We start from the raw sequence: 17,945 nt of genomic DNA, 5'->3' as shown, positions 1-17,945 counted from the left end.
ATCAGCCGGGAGTGTCGGGGATGTCCAGGCCAGAGGTGCGCAAGCGGTCACAGGTTCGACCTGTGCGCGTGCACTCCGTGCAGATAAATGCGGGGAACACGCTTCCATTACTGGCGGTTCACAGGTTGACTAACGTTCAGGCGTCCAGCGGCTAACGCTACTGACGCGCCTATGGCTGTGCGGGCGCGAGCCTGATCAGCCAACGGTCCATAGGCAGGATGAGGTCAGCAGTCTCCAGGGGGCGACCGTCTTGGTCGAAGCGAGTGCGCACCACACGGAACGCCGTGGCGTCCACCAGCATCCCCAGCGCGTGCGCCTGGTCGGCCGTGAGTTCCACGCACCCCAGCTCTGCCGTATAGGAAGCATGTGGCCGGCGCTGGCCACGCCACCACGACGACACCAGCATCGCCGACCTGCCGCCCGGATCCAGGCACTCCACCGTCTCGTGCCGCAGGCGCGCACCCACGTGGACGCCAAGCCGCTCGGCAAGCTCTTCCGTGGCAGCCCGCGGGCTGGTGTCGGTGGTCTCGCTGGAGTACGGCCAGGGCGCGTCCGGATCGGTGAGGGTGCGCATAGCAGGAGGATGCGCCACATAGACCGCTTTACGCTCCTCGCCCTCGAGGACTCCAGTACGACGGAGCAGGACGTAGGCGAGGCGCACGGTTTGGGGATGTACGCCGAGTTCGGCAGCTAGCTCGGCACGAGAGGGCAGGGGTTCGCCCGGCCGCCATTCTCCGGCGGCGATGCGGCGGCGGATGTCAGCAGCGATACGCCGGTGGCGCGCTTATGGCATCGGAACCCCTGGCGTCGATCATGACGTGAGGTCCGAAGGTAGGGGCCACCTTCGAGGCTGGATATATCCAGTCCGCGAGCCACTGCCTCGAAGGGCCAGTTGATAGCTGCACAGAGGGTTTCGGCTCCGCGGGATTCAGGTTCCCGAAGGCGCCGGAAAGGCCGCCGTCGCTGTCGCATGGTCCCGCGACCGTGACTGCGGGTCAGAGTGATTACCTCGGCAACGTTCCAGGTAGATTCACTCGAACGAGTGAACGAAAACCGTAATTGGTCGACGTACCGCTCGTTGAAGATAGAAGCCGGGCCCGGCTCCCACCTCGCCTCTGAGGGCGTTCCCTGGGGAGCCGGGCCCGGCGCTTTGTCGGCGGCGCCTGCCCCATAGTCTGCCACTGGGAAACAGGCGGGAAAGAACTCTGCCCACACACGCACACACGTGCGTACACATGAGTACTCGTTCCGCAAGAATCCGCAGGTCAAGGCAGGAGTGAACGATAAAGGGTCAGGTCGTGAAGTTGCTCGAAACGGTGCTCAGTTGTTGGCGAGGAACTGCTTCGCCAACTGGTCCCCCAGAGTCACCGCCGCGCTGTGGCTCTCGATGGGGGAGACCTTGGAGTTCTTGAACAGGATGTACGTCACACCGGACTCGGCGCCGCCGGTCGCGGGGTCGGGGTCGATGCCGAGGGCCTTGGCGGTGGCGTACGAGGCCTCACCGATGATCTTCGTTGGGCCGGTGTCGCCGACGACCGCGTACTCGACCTTGTTGTTGTAGACGACGGCGACCACGCCGCCGCCCTTGATGCCGGCACTGGAGTAGTTCCAGATGCTGCTGGAGCTGGGCACCACGACGTACGGCAGTGTCTCGGCCTTGAGCGGCTTGCCGTCGGACTGGTGGAAGGCGGTGTCGTCCTGGTACCAGGGGTCGCGGTCCTCGTTGCAGTTGGTGGTGCGCTGGCCGTCGCAGTCGACGTCCATGTCGGCCTTCCAGAACACCGCGCCGTTCTTGCCGCACACGGGGATCGTGGCCGACGTCTCGTCGTCGGTCTTGTACTTGCCGTTGGAGATCTGCGAACAGGACTTCACCTTGGCGAGCAGGTCGGCCGCGCTGACCGAGCCCTCCTGGGCGGACGTCGGGGCGTTGGTGGTGCCGGTGCCGGTGCCGGTGGCGGTGGCGTTCGCGGGAAGCACTCCGGCGGCCAGCAGAGCGGCGCCGGAGGCCGCGGCGAGGGTCAGTGTTCGAAGGCGCACTGTGGGGGACCCTTCTGTTAGGAAAGTTTCCTTACTCGGGTGCCGTACAAAGTGGACCCGGCTGCATGTCCCCGTCAACCCCTGTAGCGGCGAAGTCGGACGCGACCCTCTGATTGCGGCCCCGCGCCACCGGGACAAGACTGGCATTGTCCGCAATCCCGGACGTGTGTACGGCTCCTGGAGGCGACGGGCCATGTTCGTACGCAGCATCTACGCGACCGGCGATCCCGCGAGGGCCGACACGGCGATCAGGGCTCTGAACACACAGGGCCGGGACCTGCTGGAAGAACGGCCCGGGTACCGTGGGGCGGGCGTCTTCGTGGACCGCGAGCTGGGCAAGCTGCTGGCGGTGAGCTGGTGGGAGTCCGAGGAGGCCCGGCGGAACAGCGACCAAGTGATGCGTGAGCGACGCGGCGCCCTGCTCGGGCCGTTCGCCGGGACGCTCGCCGTCGACAACTACGAGGTGGCGGGCTTCCATGAGGTGCGACTGCCGCGAGTGGGCGGCGGACTGCGCATCACCAGGCTGGAGTTCGACCCCGCCGACACGGACCTTCTCGCCGACACGTTCCGGACGTCGGTCGTGCCCCGGCTGGAGACCATGGCGGGGCTGGCCAGGGCGGCCCTGTTCGTCGACCGTCAGCGCGGACGGGGGATGACGGGGGTCCTGTTCACCGATCGCGAGTCACTTGCCGCCTCCCGTGCGGGCCAGGCCGCCGCGCGGCACGAGGGAGCGGCCAAGTCGCACGTGACCGTGACGGGGCTGGAGGAGTTCGAGGTCGTCCACGCGGACGCCCGGGTCGGCTGACGCTTCGCCGCAAGGCCCCGACAGCCGTCCGCCCTGACCCGCGTCCGTCCCGACACGCCGTCCGCCCCGCCGGTCGGCGGGGCGGACGGATGTGGCAACGGGGGTGGACGTCAGCCGAAGTCCGCGGTGGCCGGGTCGGGGCCCAGGCGCAGGTCCTCGTTGAGCGCGCTGATCGCCGCCAGGTCCTCGGTGTCCAGGCTGAAGTCGAACACCTCGATGTTCTCCTTGATCCGCGACGGTGTCACGGACTTGGGGATCACGACGTTGCCGAGCTGGAGATGCCAGCGCAGCACGACCTGGGCCGGGGTGCGGTTGTGCTTGCGGGCGATGGCCACGATCGCCGGAACCTCCAGCAGGCCCTTGCCCTGCCCCAGCGGCGACCAGGCCTCGGTGGCGATGCCCTGCTCGGCGTGGTAGTCGCGGGCCGCCTGCTGCTGCAGGTGCGGGTGCAGCTCGATCTGGTTCACGGCCGGGACGACCGACGTCTGGGCGAGCAGGTGGTCGAGGTGCTCCGGCAGGAAGTTGGAGACGCCGATGGCGCGGACACGGCCGTCGGCCAGCAACTTCTCGAACGCCTTGTAGGTGTCCACGTACTGGCCGCGGGCCGGGCGCGGCCAGTGGATCAGGTACAGGTCGACGTACTCCAGCCCCAGCTTGGACAACGAGGTGTCGAAGCCGCGGAGAGTGGAGTCGTACCCCTGGTCGCTGTTCCAGAGCTTGGTGGTGACGAAGATGTCCTCGCGGGGCAGGCCGGAGGCGGCGATCGCCTTGCCGGTGCCCTCTTCGTTGCCGTAGATCGCCGCTGTGTCGATGCTGCGGTACCCGGCCTCGAGCGCCGTGCCGACTGCCGTCTCGGCCTCGTCGTCCGGCACCTGCCACACGCCGAAGCCCAGCTGGGGCATCTCGACGCCGTTGTTGAGGGTGATCGGGGGGACCTTGCTGCTCACGAGCTCTTGATCCTTCGGTTGTCGACAGGTGGTACTTCCCATGGTCAACGATCACGGGCCGCGATGTATTCCTGACCGCCGAATCCGTCGGCACTGACCGACGAGTCAGCCACGACGGCCGGAGAATGGCCGGAAATGCATCCGACCTCATGGGTCCGGACCATTGACCAGAACCAGTCCTCCCGGGAATCTGGTTCGCGCTACCGAACGCGTCGATGAACCCGGTGCATCTATGTGAACTGCCCTCTTCATCGGGCTCACCTGCGCTCGGAAGAAGCCCCGCCCCTGGGAAAGCAGGTACGCAGCCATGAACGAGCCCCTGCCGAAGATCTCTCAGACGGAAGCGCCGATTCGACAGACATCGGATGAAAAGGTCTGGCAAAGCCCTGGTCACCACATGGTGGAGACCTCCTTGGAAGGCGACGACCGCAGCGTCCGGCCCGGCGTGAGAGGCCGACGCCTCAGGGCGGCGATCACCGTCGCCGCGGTTGCCACCGTCACCCTGGCCGCACTGCCGGCGGCGGCACCGAGCTCCGCGGCCGCAGCGGGGAACCCCGCGGCGGCCGCGAGCCGCCCGTCCGTCGTCCGCGACTGGTCCACGGCCGTCGTCGACTCGACCATGGCCCGCTACACGCCGAGCACGATCGGTGGTTGGTCGTACCCGGTCGGGCTGTACCTCTACGGCCAGTACCTCACCTACCGGCGCACGCACGACGCCCGCTACCTCGCCTACATCAAGGAGTACGCCGACCGGTTCGTGAAGAGCGACGGCTCGATCAGCCAGGCGTTCAACAGCCTGGACAGCATGCAGGCCGGCCGTCTGCTGGTGATCCTCCATCACGAGACGGGCCAGGACCGCTATCGCAAGGCCGCCCAGAAGATCCGCGACCGGCTCGACACCTATCCGCGCACGAGCGACGGCGGCTTCTGGCATGCCGACACCGACTCACGGGCCCACCAGCTCTGGGCGGACGGCGTCTACATGGTGAACCCGTTCCTCGTCGAGTACGGCAAGGAGTTCAAGGACAGCGCGTATGCGAACGACGAGGCCGCCAAGCAGTTGTACGTCTACGGAAGCCATCTGCAGGTGGCGAACGGACTGCTCAGGCACGCCTACGACGAGTCGAAGAGCGCGAGTTGGGCGGACACGCAGTCGGGGCTCGCTCCCGAGCACTGGTGCCGTGCGGTCGGCTGGTACTCGATGGCGATCGTCAACGTGCTGGACGCGATCCCCGCCGGTCATCCGCGCCGGGCGCAACTCCTGGGCATCTTCCAACGGCTGGCCGCCGGTCTGGAGAAGTATCAGGACCCGGCGACCGGACGATGGTTCCAGGTGATCGACAAGGGCGGCCGCGCCGACAACTGGACCGAGACGTCCTGCTCCAGCATGTTCACCTACGCCCTCTCGCGCGGTGCTCAGCGGGGATACATCGATCCGCACTACACGGCCGTGGCCCGACGCGGCTATGAGGGCGTACTGGCGAAGCTCTCGGTAGGAGCCGACGGCCGGACCGATCTCGCCGACATCTCCGTCGGCACGAACGTCGGCGACTACGCCTACTACGTCGCACGCGACCGGGCCACCAACGACTTCCACGGCCTCGGGGCCTTCCTGATCATGAACGAACAACTGCGAGGTGATTAGTGTCATGAACACATCCAGAAGGGCCTTGCTGGGTGCCGCTCTCGGTGGCGCGGCGGGCGCGGCCGTGGGCCTGCCCGCCGCGGGCACCGCGCACGCGGCCTCGTGGCAGCTCAAGTGGGCACCTTCGGCGAGCAAGGACGGACTCGGCGCCTTCGAGACCATCGAGGACGACCGCGCGGACTCGCACCCCGCCGGCCACCCGCACATCTTCGCCACCGGTGACAACTGGCGCTTCAACATGCATACGGTCGACCGCGACACGTCGACCGACCGGCAGCGACAGGAAGTCACCGGTCTGCGCACCGGCAGCAGCAGCTACCTCAAGTGGACCGAGGGCCAGACCTGGCGGGTCACGTATTCCATGTACATCCCCGCCTCGCTCAAGGCCACGACGACCTTCACCCACATCATGCAGATGAAGCAGCCGGGCAGCGGCACCTCGCCGATCGTCGTCCAGTCGCTGCGCCGGGTGAACGGTGTGCAGACCATCGAGCTGAGGCTGGCGATCGACGACATCCTGGTCGGCCGCACGGACCTGGAACCGCTGCACGACAAATGGACGGACGTCGACTTCCAGATCAAGGTGGGCAACGGCTCGGCCGGCTCGGTCCGCTGGATCCTCAAGTCCGGTTCCACCACGGTCATCGACAAGTCGAAGACCGGCGTCGACACCTTCCTCGCCGACCGCGTGCGCCCCAAGTGGGGCATCTACCGCTCCCTCGGCGACACCTCCGGGTCCCTGCAGAACACCTACCTCCTGCTGACCAACCTCCGCGGCTACCAACTCCTCTGAGGACCGTCCCATGCGACCCATCCCTGCTCACCGGCACGGTGCGGCGGCGATCGTGTTCTTCGTCCTCGCCGTTGTCCTCGGGCTCGCCCACCCGTCGGCCCTCGCGGCCCAGCAGCGCGGTCCTCACCCGGTCGCCGTGTTCGACGTGCGTGACTACGGCGCCAAGGGGGACGGCTCCACCAACGACTCCCCGGCCATCGACAAGGCCATCACGGCCGCGAACTCGGCGGGCGGTGGCACGGTCCGCTTCCCGGCCGGCGACTACAAGTCCAAGAACACCCTCCACATGAAGAGCAACGTGACGCTCCAGGTCGACAAGGGCGCCACGATCCAGGGTTCCAGCGCCGACACCTACGACAAGGCCGAGTCGAATCCGTACGACGCCTACCAGGACTACGGGCACAGCCACTTCCACGACGCGATGATCTACGGCGACCGGCTGAGCAACATCGCCTTCGTCGGCGACGGCGTCATCGACGGCCTCGGCAACCTCATCACCGGCAACCCCAAATCCGGCGAGGCCGACAAGATCATCTCGCTCACCCGATGCAACGGGCTCAGGATCGGTGACGGACTCACGCTGCGCCGGGGCGGCCACTTCGCGGCCCTCATCAACGGCTGCACCAATGTGACCTCCGACCATCTGACCATCGACACGGCGAGCGACCGCGACGGCTGGAACGTCATCTCCACCACCGACGCCACGATCACCAACGCCACCATCCACGCGAACGACGACGCGCTGGTGTTCAAGAGCGACTACGCGCTCGGCGCCAAGCTGCCCAACGGGCATGTGCGGGTGAGTGGTTCGACCCTCGGGGCCAAATGCTGCAACGCCCTGATGTTCGGCTCGGAGACCTGCGGCGACTTCTCGGACTACCAGTTCGAGAACATCCGTATCGACGGCGCCGACAAGTCCGGCCTCGGCATGGTCTCCATGGACGGCTCGAAGATCTCCGACGTCCACTACCGCGACATCACGATGACGAACGTCCACTCGCCGATCATGCAGAAGATCGGCACCCGCAAGCGCTGCGGCAACAGTCCCGGCGTCGGATCGATCAGCAACGTCACGTACGACGACATCACCGCGACCGGCAACAGCCCCTCCTTCAGTCCGACCCTGTGGGGCGAGTCCGGGCACCGCATCAACGGTGTGACCTTCACCGACGTCGACATCACGGTCCCCGGCGGCAACGACACCATGTCCACGGGCGTGCCGAGCAACGACTCGACCGACTACAACCCGAAGAGCATCGGCACCCGGCCCGCGTACGGCTGGTACCTGCACAACGCCGACAATGTCCGGTTCACCGACAGCTCGGTGAAGTTCGCCTCGAACGACGGCCGGCCCGCGTTCATCGCCAACGCGGCCAGCGGCATCCGGCTCACCCGGTTCACCGCGCAGAAGGGCGGCAACTCACCCTTCGACGTGGGCTTCCAGGACGTCACCGGGGGCTGCCTGACGGACAGTCACAACACCTCCGGCGGCTCCCTGCGGGTCTCGGGAAGCCAGGACTGCGGCAGTAGTGCGGCGGTGAAGCCGCTCGACCTGGAGAATCCCCGCCAGGACTTCCTCCGCGCCTCCGTGGGCGGCCTGTTCCTGCACTGGGGCCTGCGCACCGCACCGGCCCACACCAACTGCACGGCCTGGGAGAACGACGTCACGAACGGCGGTTGGAGCCCGGACTACTGGGTGAACGAGGCGCAGAAACTGCACACGCAGTACCTCGTCCTCGCCACCTTCCACAGCCGCCTCGGCTACGCCCGCCCCTGGCCGTCGAAGATCCCCGGCTCCTGCTCCACCAAGCGGGACTTCCTCGGTGAGCTGATCACCGCCGCGAAGACCAAGGGCATGAAGGTCATCCTCTACATGACCAACGACCCGCAGTGGCACGACGAGGGCGGCCACGAGTGGCTCGACTCGGCCGCGTACTCCGCCTACAAGGGCAAGAGCGTGGACCTGACCACGAACGACGGATTCGGCCAGTTCAGTTACGACAACTTCTTCGAGGTCATGGACCGCTATCCCGACCTCGGCGGGTTCTGGATCGACAACGACAACTCCTACTGGGAGAGCCACAACCTCTACCAGCAGATCTATGAGAAGCGCCCGAACTACACACTCAGCAACAACAACGAAGACACGCCGATCATGGACATGATCAGCAATGAGCAGAAGACGGGGATGTCGCCTGCATACGATTACCCGCAGGCCGTATACACCGCACAACCCCGCCTGACCGAGGCCGACTTCAAACTGCCCTCCTCCGGCGCCTGGTGGTACGACGGATCCGACCCCACCGTCGACCGTATGCTCACTCTCGGCCGGCTGATCACCAACGCCGGCTCCTCGGTGAAGGCCCTGATGGCCGAGACCGCCCAGGTGAACGGCAAGTTCCCGGCCAATCAGCAAGCGTTCAACAACTTCGCCAACGCCTACCTCGCCCCCATCTGGGAGTCCCTGCACGGCACCGAGGGCGGAGGCTACATGTACGGCGGCCTCAAACCCGGCTTCTGGAACGACGGCGCGCACGGTGTGACGACCATCGCCAAGGATGACCCGAACCGGCAGTACATCCACGTCCTCACCCCGCCCAGCACCAGCACCCTGAGGATCCGCGACAACGGATACCGGATCGCGTCCGTCACCAACCTCCGTACGGGCAAGGCGGTTTCCTGGTCGCAGTCCGGCGGCGTGCTCACCCTGACCGGGCTCGGCGACTGGGACCCGTACGACACGGTCTTCAAGGTCACCGCGGCCGGCCGCCAGGGCGTCCTCTCGGGCGTCAAGGTCACCGCGAGCGCGTCCGCGAGCGGACACTCCGGGCCGGCGGCCGGGGACGGCGACCACCTCACCTACTGGGACAGCAACAAGACCCTGCCGGTCACCCTCACCTTCGACCTGGGCTCGGCGAAGAAGGTGCAGTACATCGGGCTCAACCAGCGCGAGGACTCCGTCGCCTACGCCCGCTCGGACACCGAGCAGTCCGCCCGGATCAAGGACTACAAGGTGTTCCTCAGCAACGACGGCACGACCTGGGGCAGCGCGGTGAAGACGGGACAGCTCCCAAGCCGCCGGGGCATCCAGGGCATCGACCTGACCGCCGCCGACGCCCGCTACGTACGCCTCGAGGTCGACAGCACCTGGGCCGCGTCGACCGACACCACCCGCTACAAGCGGCTGCGGATCGACGAGGCATGGATCGGCACCGCATACGCCACACCCGCGAACGGGGGACAGTCATGACCCGCGTCAGAGCACTGGTGGCCGCGGCCGCCACCCTGCTGATCGCCCCGGCAGTACCGCTGCTCACCGCCACCCACCCGGCTGCCGCGTCCGACAACGGTCAGTCCGTCCGCCCCGCGATGGGCTGGAGCAGCTGGAGCTTCGTACGGCGCACCCCGACGGCGGCGAAGATCAAGGCCCAGGCCGACGCGCTCGTCTCCAGCGGCCTGAAGGACCACGGCTTCGTCTACGTCAACCTCGACGACTTCTGGCAGAAGTGCGACTCGAACGGCTTCGTGGTGGACGACTACGGCCGCTGGACCGTCGACACCACCAAGTTCCCGGACGGCATCAAGGCGGTGGCGGACTACGTCCACTCCAAGGGGCTGAAGTTCGGCTTCTACGTCACGCCCGGCATCGCCAAGAACGCCGTGACCAGGAACACACCGATCGAGGGCACGCCGTACCACGCGAAGGACATCGCGGACACGTCCAAGACCGAGAAGAACTACAACTGCAAGAACATGTACTACATCGACTACTCCAAGCCGGGCGCCCAGGAGTTCACCAATTCCTGGGCGAAGCAGTTCGCCTCCTGGGGGGTCGACTACCTCAAGATCGACGGCGTGGGCAGCGCGGACGTCCCCGACGTCCAGGCCTGGGACAAGGCGCTGCGGGCCACGGGCCGGCCCATCAACTTCGCGCTGTCCAACAACCTTCCTGTCGCGAACGCCGCCACCTGGAAGCAACTGGCCAACAGCTGGCGCACCCAGGGCGACGTCGAGTGCTACTGCGGGCCCGGCGACAACGGCAGCGGCTACCCGCTGACCGACTGGTCGCACGTCTCCAAGCGTTTCGACTCCGCCGCGTCCTGGCAGCCGTACGCCGGACCGGGCGGCTGGAACGACCTGGACTCGCTGGAGATAGGCAACGGCGACCAGGTGGGCCTCACGGCCGACCAGCGCCGCTCGCACTTCACGCTGTGGGCGATGGCGGCGGCCCCGCTGCTGCTCGGCACCGACCTCACCCACCTCGACTCCGTCGACAGGGCCATGCTGACCAACGACCGGCTGATCGGTGTCGACCAGGACGGGGTCGCTGCCAAGCGGATCATGAACAGCGGCGTCCAGCAGGTCTGGAGCAAGAAGGAGAAGGACGGGAACTACGTCGTCGCGCTGTTCAACACCGGTACGTCCGGCAACAGCACGGTCAGTGTGAACTGGTCACAGGTCGGCTTCACCGGGTCCGGCGACGTCACGGACCTGTGGTCCGGCTCCCACAAGGGCGTCGTCGAGGACTCCTACAGCGCGACACTGCGACCCGGGGAGACACGGCTGATCCGGGTGAAGCCGGTGAGCTCTCTCAGGACCGCCGCGGCCTCGCCGGGCATGGCAGTCGCCCCCTACGAGTACCTCGGCTGGGGCAGTCCGCCGAGCCCCACGTCCGTGATGTCCGCCACTGGCGTCAAGTGGTTCACACTCGCCTTCGTTCTGTCCGACGGCACCTGCAACCCCAAGTGGGACGGCACGCGCGCGCTGACCGGCGGCAGCGACCAGTCCACGATCAACGCCATCAGATCGGCCGACGGGGACGTGGTCGTCTCCGTCGGCGGCTGGAGCGGGAACAAACTCGGGGAGAAGTGTTCCAGCGCCTCCGCGCTGACGGGCGCGTACCAGAAGGTGATCAACGCCTACAAGCTGAAGGCGCTGGACATCGACATCGAGAACACCGAGTGGTCGAACGCCACCGTGCGGCAGCGGGTGGTCGACGCGCTGAAGACGGTGAAGGCCGACAACCCCGGTCTGAAGACCGTCATCACCTTCGGCACGACGACCGGCGGGCCCGACTCCACCGGCGCAGACATGATCAAGCGGGCCGCGAACTCGGGCCTGGCGAACGACGTCTGGTGCATCATGCCGTTCGACTTCGGCGGCGGCACCAGCAACATGGGCACCCTCACCACCCAGGCGATGGAAGGCCTCAAGGCGAAGGTCAAGTCGGCGTACGGCTACAGCGACGCCACCGCCTACGCCCACATCGGGCTGTCGTCGATGAACGGCACGACCGACGACTCCGGGGAGCGCGTCCGCACCGCCGACTTCAAGACGATGCTCGCCTACGCCCAGCAGCACCACATCGGGCGCCTCACCTACTGGTCCGTCAACCGGGACCGCGCCTGCGGCTCGGGCGGCGACGGTGACGCCTGCAGCGGCGTGTCGCAGCAGCCGTACGACTACCTCAAGGTCTTCGCCCAGTACACGGGCTGAGGGGAACCACCATGCGTCTGAAGAGACTTCTGCCGTGGGGCCTGTCCCTGGCCCTCGCGCTGCCCCTGGCCGGTCTCGCCGCGGGCACCGCGCAGGCGGCGACCGACTACCAGGCCGAGGACGCCCTGATCTCCCAGGGCACGGTGGCCACCAACCACACCGGCTACACGGGAACCGGCTTCGTCGACTACACCAACATCACGGGCTCCTACGTGGAGTTCACCGTGAGCGCGGCCTCCGCCGGCACCTCGGCGGTGACGTTCCGGTACGCCAACGGAACCCCCGCCGACCGGCCGATGGACATCTCCGTGGGCGGCACGGTCGTCCGCTCCGGCGTCTCCTTCCCGGCCACCGCCGACTGGAACACCTGGGCCACCAAGACCGTCGACGTCCCGCTGACCGCGGGCACCAACAAGATCCGCGCGACCGCGACCACCGACAACGGCGGCCCGAACCTGGACCGCATCGGCGTGGACGCGGCCGCCGACACCCAAGCGCCCACCCGCCCCGGCCGGCCCGGCTGCTCGGACGTCGGCGAGAACGGCCTCACCCTGTCCTGGGGCGCCTCGACGGACAACGTGGGCGTGACGGCCTACGACATCTACGAGCACGGCAACAAGATCAGTGAAGCTCCGGGGACCTCCACGTCCAAGGCGCTGACCGGGCTCACGCCCGACACCACCTACAACCTCACCGTCATCGCGCGCGACGCGGCCGGGAACACCTCCTCGGCGAGCCCGGTCGTCGACTGCACCACCAAGCCGAGCTCGGACACCACCCCGCCGACCGAACCGGGCACCCTGTCGGCGTCCGGCGTCACGGCGAACAGCGCCGACCTGAGCTGGGGCGCCTCGACCGACGACAAGGCGGTCGTGGCCTACGACGTGCGCAGCGACACCACCGTCTACAAGTCGGTCACCAGCGGTACGTCCACCACGCTGACCGGGCTCGCCTGCGACAGCCCGTACAGCCTGAACGTGGTCGCCCGGGACGCGGCCGGCAACGTCTCCACGGCGAGCAACACGGTCACCTTCACCACCAAGGCCTGCGCCACGGACGGCGGTGTCCCGTCCTCGATCTCCACCCTCTCCACCGGCTGGACCATCCCGTGGGGCACCTACTGGATGCCCGACGGCAAGACGGCGCTGGTGACCGAACGGGACGACTTCCGGGTCTGGAAGGTCGCCAAGGACGGCACGAAGACACAGGTCGGCACGGTCCCCAACGCGGTGACGACGAACGGTGAGGGCGGTCTCCTCGGCGTGGCCGTCGACCCCAAGTGGGAGAGCAACCACTACGTCTACTTCATGCACACCGCGTCCGAGGGCAACCGGGTCGTCCGTATGACCTACGACGGCACGAAGCTCAGCGACTACAAGGTCCTGCTGCAGGGCATCAAGAAGAACCGGTACCACAACGGAGGCCGCCTCGCCTTCGGTCCCGACGGCTACCTCTACGTCTCCACCGGCGAGGCCCAGACACCCGACCTGGCGCAGGACAAGGACTCACTCAACGGCAAGATCCTGCGGATGACCACGGACGGCAAACCGGCTCCCGGCAACCCGTTCGGCAACTACGTCTACTCCTACGGCCACCGCAACCCGCAGGGTCTCGCCTTCGACCGGAGCGGACGGCTGTGGGAGGCGGAGTTCGGCAACAGCTCCAAGGACGAACTGAACCTGATCAAGCCGGGCGCCAACTACGGCTGGCCGACGTGTGAGGGCAGTTGCAGCGTCTCCGGCATGACCAACCCCAAGGCGACCTGGAACGTCTCGGAAGCCTCCCCGAGCGGCATCGCCATCGTCCGCAACGTGATCTACATGGCGTCGCTGCGCGGTGAACGGCTGTGGCGCATCCCGATCAACGGCGACAACGAGAGCGTCGGTACGCCGACCGCCTACTACGTCGGCACCTACGGTCGTCTGCGTACGGTCACCAAGGTGCCGGGGACGGACCAGTTGTGGCTGTCGACCACCAACTGCGACAACAACGGAGGGGAGGCGGACGGCTCGGACAAGCTGTTCCGCGTGACGATCGGCTGACGGCCACCGGGTGACGGGCCGTCAGGCCCGGTACAGTGCCTCGACCTCGCCCGCGTACGCGCTCTCGATCGCCTTCCGTTTGAGCTTCAGCGAAGGTGTGAGAAGCCCGTGCTCCTCGGTGAAGGGCTGGGCGAGGATACGGAACGTACGGATCGACTCGGCCTGGGAGACGAGGGTGTTGGCGGCGACGACCGCCCGCCGCACCTCCGTCTCCAGGTCGGGGTCGCGCACCAGCGCGGCGGGCGTCATCTTCGGCTTGCCGCGCATCTGCAGCCAGTGCTCGACCGCCTCCTGGTCGAGCGTGACGAGAGCCGCGATGTACGGGCGGTCGTTGCCGACCACGATGCACTGGTTGACCAGCGGATGGTCGCGGACCCGCTCCTCCAGCACACCGGGGGACACGCTCTTGCCGCCGGAGGTCACCAGGATCTCCTTCTTGCGGCCGGTGATGGTGAGGTAGCCGTCCTCGTCGAGGCTGCCCAGGTCGCCGGTGGCCAGCCAGCCGTCGTGCAGGGTCTCGTCCGTGGCCTTCTGGTTGTTGAGGTAGCCCTGGAAGACGTTGGCGCCGTGCAGCCATACCTCGCCGTCGTCGGCGATGTGCACGGTGACGCCCGGGATGGCCTGACCGACCGTGCCGTAGCGGGTGCGCTCGGGCGGGTTGGCGGTGGCGGCCGCGGTCGACTCCGTCAGGCCGTACCCCTCGTAGATCTGGACGCCGGCGCCGGCGAAGAACAGCCCGAGCCTGCGGTCCATCGCCGAGCCGCCGGATATCGCATTCCGTAGGCGACCACCCATGGCCGCGCGGACCTTGGTGTACACGAGCTTGTCGTACAGCTGGTGCTGCATGCGCAGTCCCGCCGAGGGCCCCGGCCCGATGCCCCAGGCCTTCGCCTCGAGAGCGTCCGCGTACTTCACCGCGATCTCGACCGCCTTCTCGAACGGGCCGGCCTTGCCCTCCTTCTCCGCCTTGCGGCGGGCGGAGTTGAAGACCTTCTCGAAGATGTACGGCACCGCGAGGATGAAGGTCGGCTTGAAGGCCTGCAGGTCGGGCAGCAGGGCGGCGGCGTTGAGCTGCGGCTGGTGGCCGAAACGGATCTTGCCGCGGATGGTGGCCACCTCGACCATCCGCCCGAAGACGTGCGCCAGGGGAAGGAACAGCAGGGTCGCGGCCTCGTCACCCTTCTTCGAGTGGAACACCGGCTCCATGTGCTGCAGGACGGTGTCCGCCTCGTACATGAAGTTGCCGTGGGAGATGACGCACCCCTTGGGGCGGCCGGTGGTGCCCGAGGTGTAGATGATGGTGGCCACCGAGTCAGGGGTGACCGCCTGCCGGTGCCGGTGCACCGTCTCGTCGTCGATGTGGGCGCCCGCGTCGTACAGCTCCTGCACGGCACCCGCGTCCAGTTGCCACAGCTGGCGCAGGTGCGGCAGCCGGTCGATGACGGTGGCGATGGTCATCGCGTGGTCCTCGTGCTCCACGATCGCCGCGGTCACCTCGGCGTCGTAGAGCATCCAGAAGATCTGTTCGGCCGAGGAGGTGGGGTAGACGGGTATGACCTGTGCACCGATGGTCCACAGCGCGAAGTCGAAGAGGGTCCACTCGTAGCGGGTGCGGGAGACGATCGCGACCCGGTCGCCGAAGCGGACGCCCCGGGCCAGCAACCCCTTGGCGAGGGCCAGGACCTCGTCGCGGAACTCGGCGGCGGTCACGTCCCGCCACCGCCCGAGCTCGTCCTTGCGGCCGAGGGCGACATGCAGCGGGTCTTCGAGGGCATGCTCGAAGACGACGTCGGCCAGACCCCCCACCGGTGGCGCCGACGCCAACGGAGGGTTGGTGAACTCGCGCAAACCCGCTCCCCGCTCCTTGTGACGCTCGCCCAGCGCCGTGAAAGCTACCCCACCCGCACACCGGGCGGGAGAGGGACGGAAACCGATCAAAGTTCACGTTCGTGCAGGCCGACGACCGGAAAATGCCCGCACATGGGGAAGGGCCGGACAGAACCCTTACGGTTCCGTAAGTTTCACTGCCGTAATCTCCACCGAATCTGTACGTCCCGACTACGACGCTCCTCTTTCGCCGCCGGGCCCGCCGCCGTCAGCCGCCCCGGCTTCCGCGATGCAGACGGTCGCCACCCGCCAGGATCGCCCCGGCCAGGGCGCGCGCCGCATCGCGTGCCGATGCCTGGGCGCGCCCGTGCACCAGGACGAAGTCGACTTTCCCGAGCTCCGGGAGCCCCGCCCGGTCGGGCACCCGGAACAGCCCGGGCGGGATCAGGCCCCGGGAGTGCGCCATCACGCCGAGACCGGCCCGGGCCGCGGCGACGAGCCCGTTGAGACTGCCGCTGGTGCACACGATCCGCCACGGCCGGCCATGTCGCTGCAGCGCGTCGAGTGCCAGCGCGCGGGTGATCCCCGGCGGCGGATACACGATCAGCGGCACCGGCCGGTCGGGATCCAGGCGGAGCCGTTCGGCGCCGATCCATACCAGGTCGTCGTGCCGCACCAGCTCGCCGCGCGTGTCCTGCGGGCGGCGCTTGGCCAGCACGAGGTCCAGTTTCCCGGCGGCCAGCTGCTCGTGCAGGGTGCCCGACAGCTCCACCGTGAGCTCGAGATCCACCTCGGGATGGTCGTACCGGAAGTTCTCGAGGATCTCCGGCAGCCGGGTGAGGACGAAGTCCTCCGAAGCGCCGAACCGCAGCCGGCCGCGCACCCGGGTGCCGGTGAAGAAGGCCGCTGCCTGCTCGTGCGCCGTGAGGATGCGGCGGGCGAAGCCGAGCATGGCCTCGCCGTCCTCGGTCAGTACCACGGAATGCGTGTCCCGCAGGAACAGCTGACGCCCGACGGCGTCCTCGAGGCGGCGTACGTGCTGGCTGACGGTGGACTGCCGCACTCCGAGCCGCCGGGCGGCCCGGGTGAAGCTGAGCGTCTGGGCCACGGTGAGGAAGGTGCGCAGCTGCACGGGGTCGTACACACCACGACCGTATATCGCGGAACGTGATAGCAGTGAGAGCGGTGTGCGTGTTTCCCGATCGGCCGACCGGGAGGACGATGGAGAACGCCGGGGACCATGGGGAACACGGAGAAGGTCCTCCGGTTCGGGGGGACCCCTCATGCAGCGGACGAGCCTGGATGGAGCACTGTGAAACGCCTGCACCGGCCGAGTCGGATGCCGATCGACCCGTACGTCCTGCTGCTGCTCGCGACGGTGGGTGTCGCCGCGCTGCTGCCGGCGCGGGGCGAGGCCGCCGATGTCGCCTCCGGTGCCTCCACCGCCGCGATCGCCTTTCTCTTCTTCCTCTACGGCGCCCGGTTGTCCACCCGTGAGGCGATGGACGGACTCAGGCACTGGCGGCTCCACGTCACCGTTCTGGTCTGCACCTTCGTCGTCTTCCCGTTGTTCGGGCTGGCAGCGCGCGCCCTGGTGCCGGTGCTGTTGACCCAGCCGCTCTACCAGGGCCTGCTCTTCCTCACGCTCGTTCCGTCGACGATCCAGTCGTCGATCGCGTTCACCTCCATGGCCCGCGGGAATGTCCCGGCGGCGATCTGCGCGGGCTCCTTCTCCTCCCTGGTCGGGATCCTGCTCACGCCGCTGCTGGCGGCCGGTCTGCTCGGCGGGGACGGCGGAGGGTTCTCCGCCGACTCGTTGGTGAAGATCGTGCTGCAGTTGCTCGTGCCGTTCGTCGCCGGGCAGTTGCTCAGGCCCCGGATCGGGGGCTTCGTCGCGCGGCACAAGAAGGTCCTCGGCCTGGTCGACCGTGGCTCCATCCTGCTGGTCGTCTACACCGCGTTCAGTGAAGGCATGGTGCGCGGCATCTGGCATCAGGTGAGCGCGGTCCGGCTGGCCGGGCTGCTGGCCGTCGAGGCCGTGCTGCTGGCCGTGATGCTCGTCCTGACCTGGTACGGCGCCCGTGCCCTGCGCTTCGGCCGCGAGGACCGGATCGCCATCCAGTTCGCCGGGTCGAAGAAGTCCCTGGCCTCCGGGCTGCCCATGGCGAGCGTGCTGTTCGGCGCGCACGCCTCGCTGGCCGTCCTGCCCCTGATGCTCTTCCACCAGATGCAGCTCATGGTGTGCGCGGTCATCGCCAGGCGCCGTGCCCGCGATCCCGAGGAGTCCGCGACGCCGCCGTCGGCGCCGGGCCCGGCGTCACGGGCCACCGCCGGCACCGGTCCGAACCGCTGA

The 17,945-nt window shown here is 67.8% G+C and carries 12 protein-coding genes and 1 pseudogene; 7 read left to right on the top strand and 6 right to left on the bottom strand.

The genetic code is table 11. The features are described 5' to 3' along the window. Positions 1–169: 169 nt before the first annotated feature. From ACFY0F_RS23335 to ACFY0F_RS23325, 3 genes and pseudogenes are all read right to left on the bottom strand, one after another. On the bottom strand, positions 170–574 hold the full coding sequence (locus ACFY0F_RS23335) for a hypothetical protein (protein WP_388797436.1): 405 nt from the start codon (positions 572–574) through the stop codon (positions 170–172). A gap of 27 nt (positions 575–601) precedes the next feature. Beyond that, positions 602–769: pseudogene (locus ACFY0F_RS23330) on the bottom strand (GntR family transcriptional regulator); the annotation flags it as partial. A gap of 551 nt (positions 770–1,320) precedes the next feature. Next, positions 1,321–2,037 (bottom strand): glycoside hydrolase family 75 protein, encoded by a 717-nt coding sequence (locus ACFY0F_RS23325; protein WP_388797434.1) that lies wholly within the window; start codon positions 2,035–2,037, stop codon positions 1,321–1,323. A gap of 193 nt (positions 2,038–2,230) precedes the next feature. On the opposite strand from ACFY0F_RS23325, the gene ACFY0F_RS23320 reads away from it, so the two are divergent. Continuing rightward, positions 2,231–2,842, top strand: coding sequence for a hypothetical protein (locus ACFY0F_RS23320; RefSeq protein WP_388797432.1), 612 nt, complete (start codon positions 2,231–2,233; stop codon positions 2,840–2,842). Between the two features lie 110 nt (positions 2,843–2,952). Here ACFY0F_RS23320 and ACFY0F_RS23315 read toward each other — a convergent pair whose 3' ends face one another. Next, positions 2,953–3,789, bottom strand: a complete 837-nt coding sequence (locus tag ACFY0F_RS23315) for an aldo/keto reductase (protein WP_388797430.1) — start codon at positions 3,787–3,789, stop codon at positions 2,953–2,955. A 445-nt stretch (positions 3,790–4,234) separates the two neighbouring features. On the opposite strand from ACFY0F_RS23315, the gene ACFY0F_RS23310 reads away from it, so the two are divergent. From ACFY0F_RS23310 to ACFY0F_RS23290, 5 genes are read left to right on the top strand one after another with little or no spacing between them, the layout of a single operon-like run. Continuing rightward, on the top strand, positions 4,235–5,434 hold the full coding sequence (locus ACFY0F_RS23310) for a glycoside hydrolase family 105 protein (protein WP_388797910.1): 1,200 nt from the start codon (positions 4,235–4,237) through the stop codon (positions 5,432–5,434). Positions 5,435–5,438: 4 nt separating this feature from the next. Then, on the top strand, positions 5,439–6,227 hold the full coding sequence (locus ACFY0F_RS23305) for a Tat pathway signal sequence domain protein (RefSeq protein ID WP_388797428.1): 789 nt from the start codon (positions 5,439–5,441) through the stop codon (positions 6,225–6,227). A 10-nt stretch (positions 6,228–6,237) separates the two neighbouring features. Beyond that, on the top strand, positions 6,238–9,477 hold the full coding sequence (locus ACFY0F_RS23300; RefSeq protein ID WP_388797426.1) for a glycosyl hydrolase family 28 protein: 3,240 nt from the start codon (positions 6,238–6,240) through the stop codon (positions 9,475–9,477). Beyond that, entirely contained in the window at positions 9,474–11,723 is a 2,250-nt protein-coding gene (locus ACFY0F_RS23295) for an alpha-galactosidase (protein ID WP_388797424.1), read from the top strand. Before ACFY0F_RS23300 ends, ACFY0F_RS23295 begins: the two co-directional genes overlap by 4 nt. Positions 11,724–11,734: 11 nt before the next feature. Next, on the top strand, positions 11,735–13,765 hold the full coding sequence (locus ACFY0F_RS23290; protein WP_388797422.1) for a PQQ-dependent sugar dehydrogenase: 2,031 nt from the start codon (positions 11,735–11,737) through the stop codon (positions 13,763–13,765). 21 nt (positions 13,766–13,786) lie between these two features. Here ACFY0F_RS23290 and ACFY0F_RS23285 read toward each other — a convergent pair whose 3' ends face one another. Both ACFY0F_RS23285 and ACFY0F_RS23280 read right to left on the bottom strand, forming a co-directional pair. Next, positions 13,787–15,613, bottom strand: coding sequence for an AMP-dependent synthetase/ligase (locus ACFY0F_RS23285; RefSeq protein ID WP_388797420.1), 1,827 nt, complete (start codon positions 15,611–15,613; stop codon positions 13,787–13,789). A 247-nt stretch (positions 15,614–15,860) separates the two neighbouring features. After that, on the bottom strand, positions 15,861–16,736 hold the full coding sequence (locus ACFY0F_RS23280) for a LysR substrate-binding domain-containing protein (RefSeq protein ID WP_388797418.1): 876 nt from the start codon (positions 16,734–16,736) through the stop codon (positions 15,861–15,863). A gap of 195 nt (positions 16,737–16,931) precedes the next feature. Between ACFY0F_RS23280 and ACFY0F_RS23275 the strand changes: the two genes are divergently transcribed. Further along, positions 16,932–17,945, top strand: a complete 1,014-nt coding sequence (locus ACFY0F_RS23275) for a bile acid:sodium symporter family protein (RefSeq protein ID WP_388797416.1) — start codon at positions 16,932–16,934, stop codon at positions 17,943–17,945.

Origin of the sequence: Streptomyces sp. NPDC001544, from assembly GCF_042894285.1 — a bacterium.
GTDB lineage: Bacteria > Actinomycetota > Actinomycetes > Streptomycetales > Streptomycetaceae > Streptomyces.
Note: the sequence above shows the minus strand (reverse complement) of the source record. Positions and strands in the feature narration are given on the sequence as shown.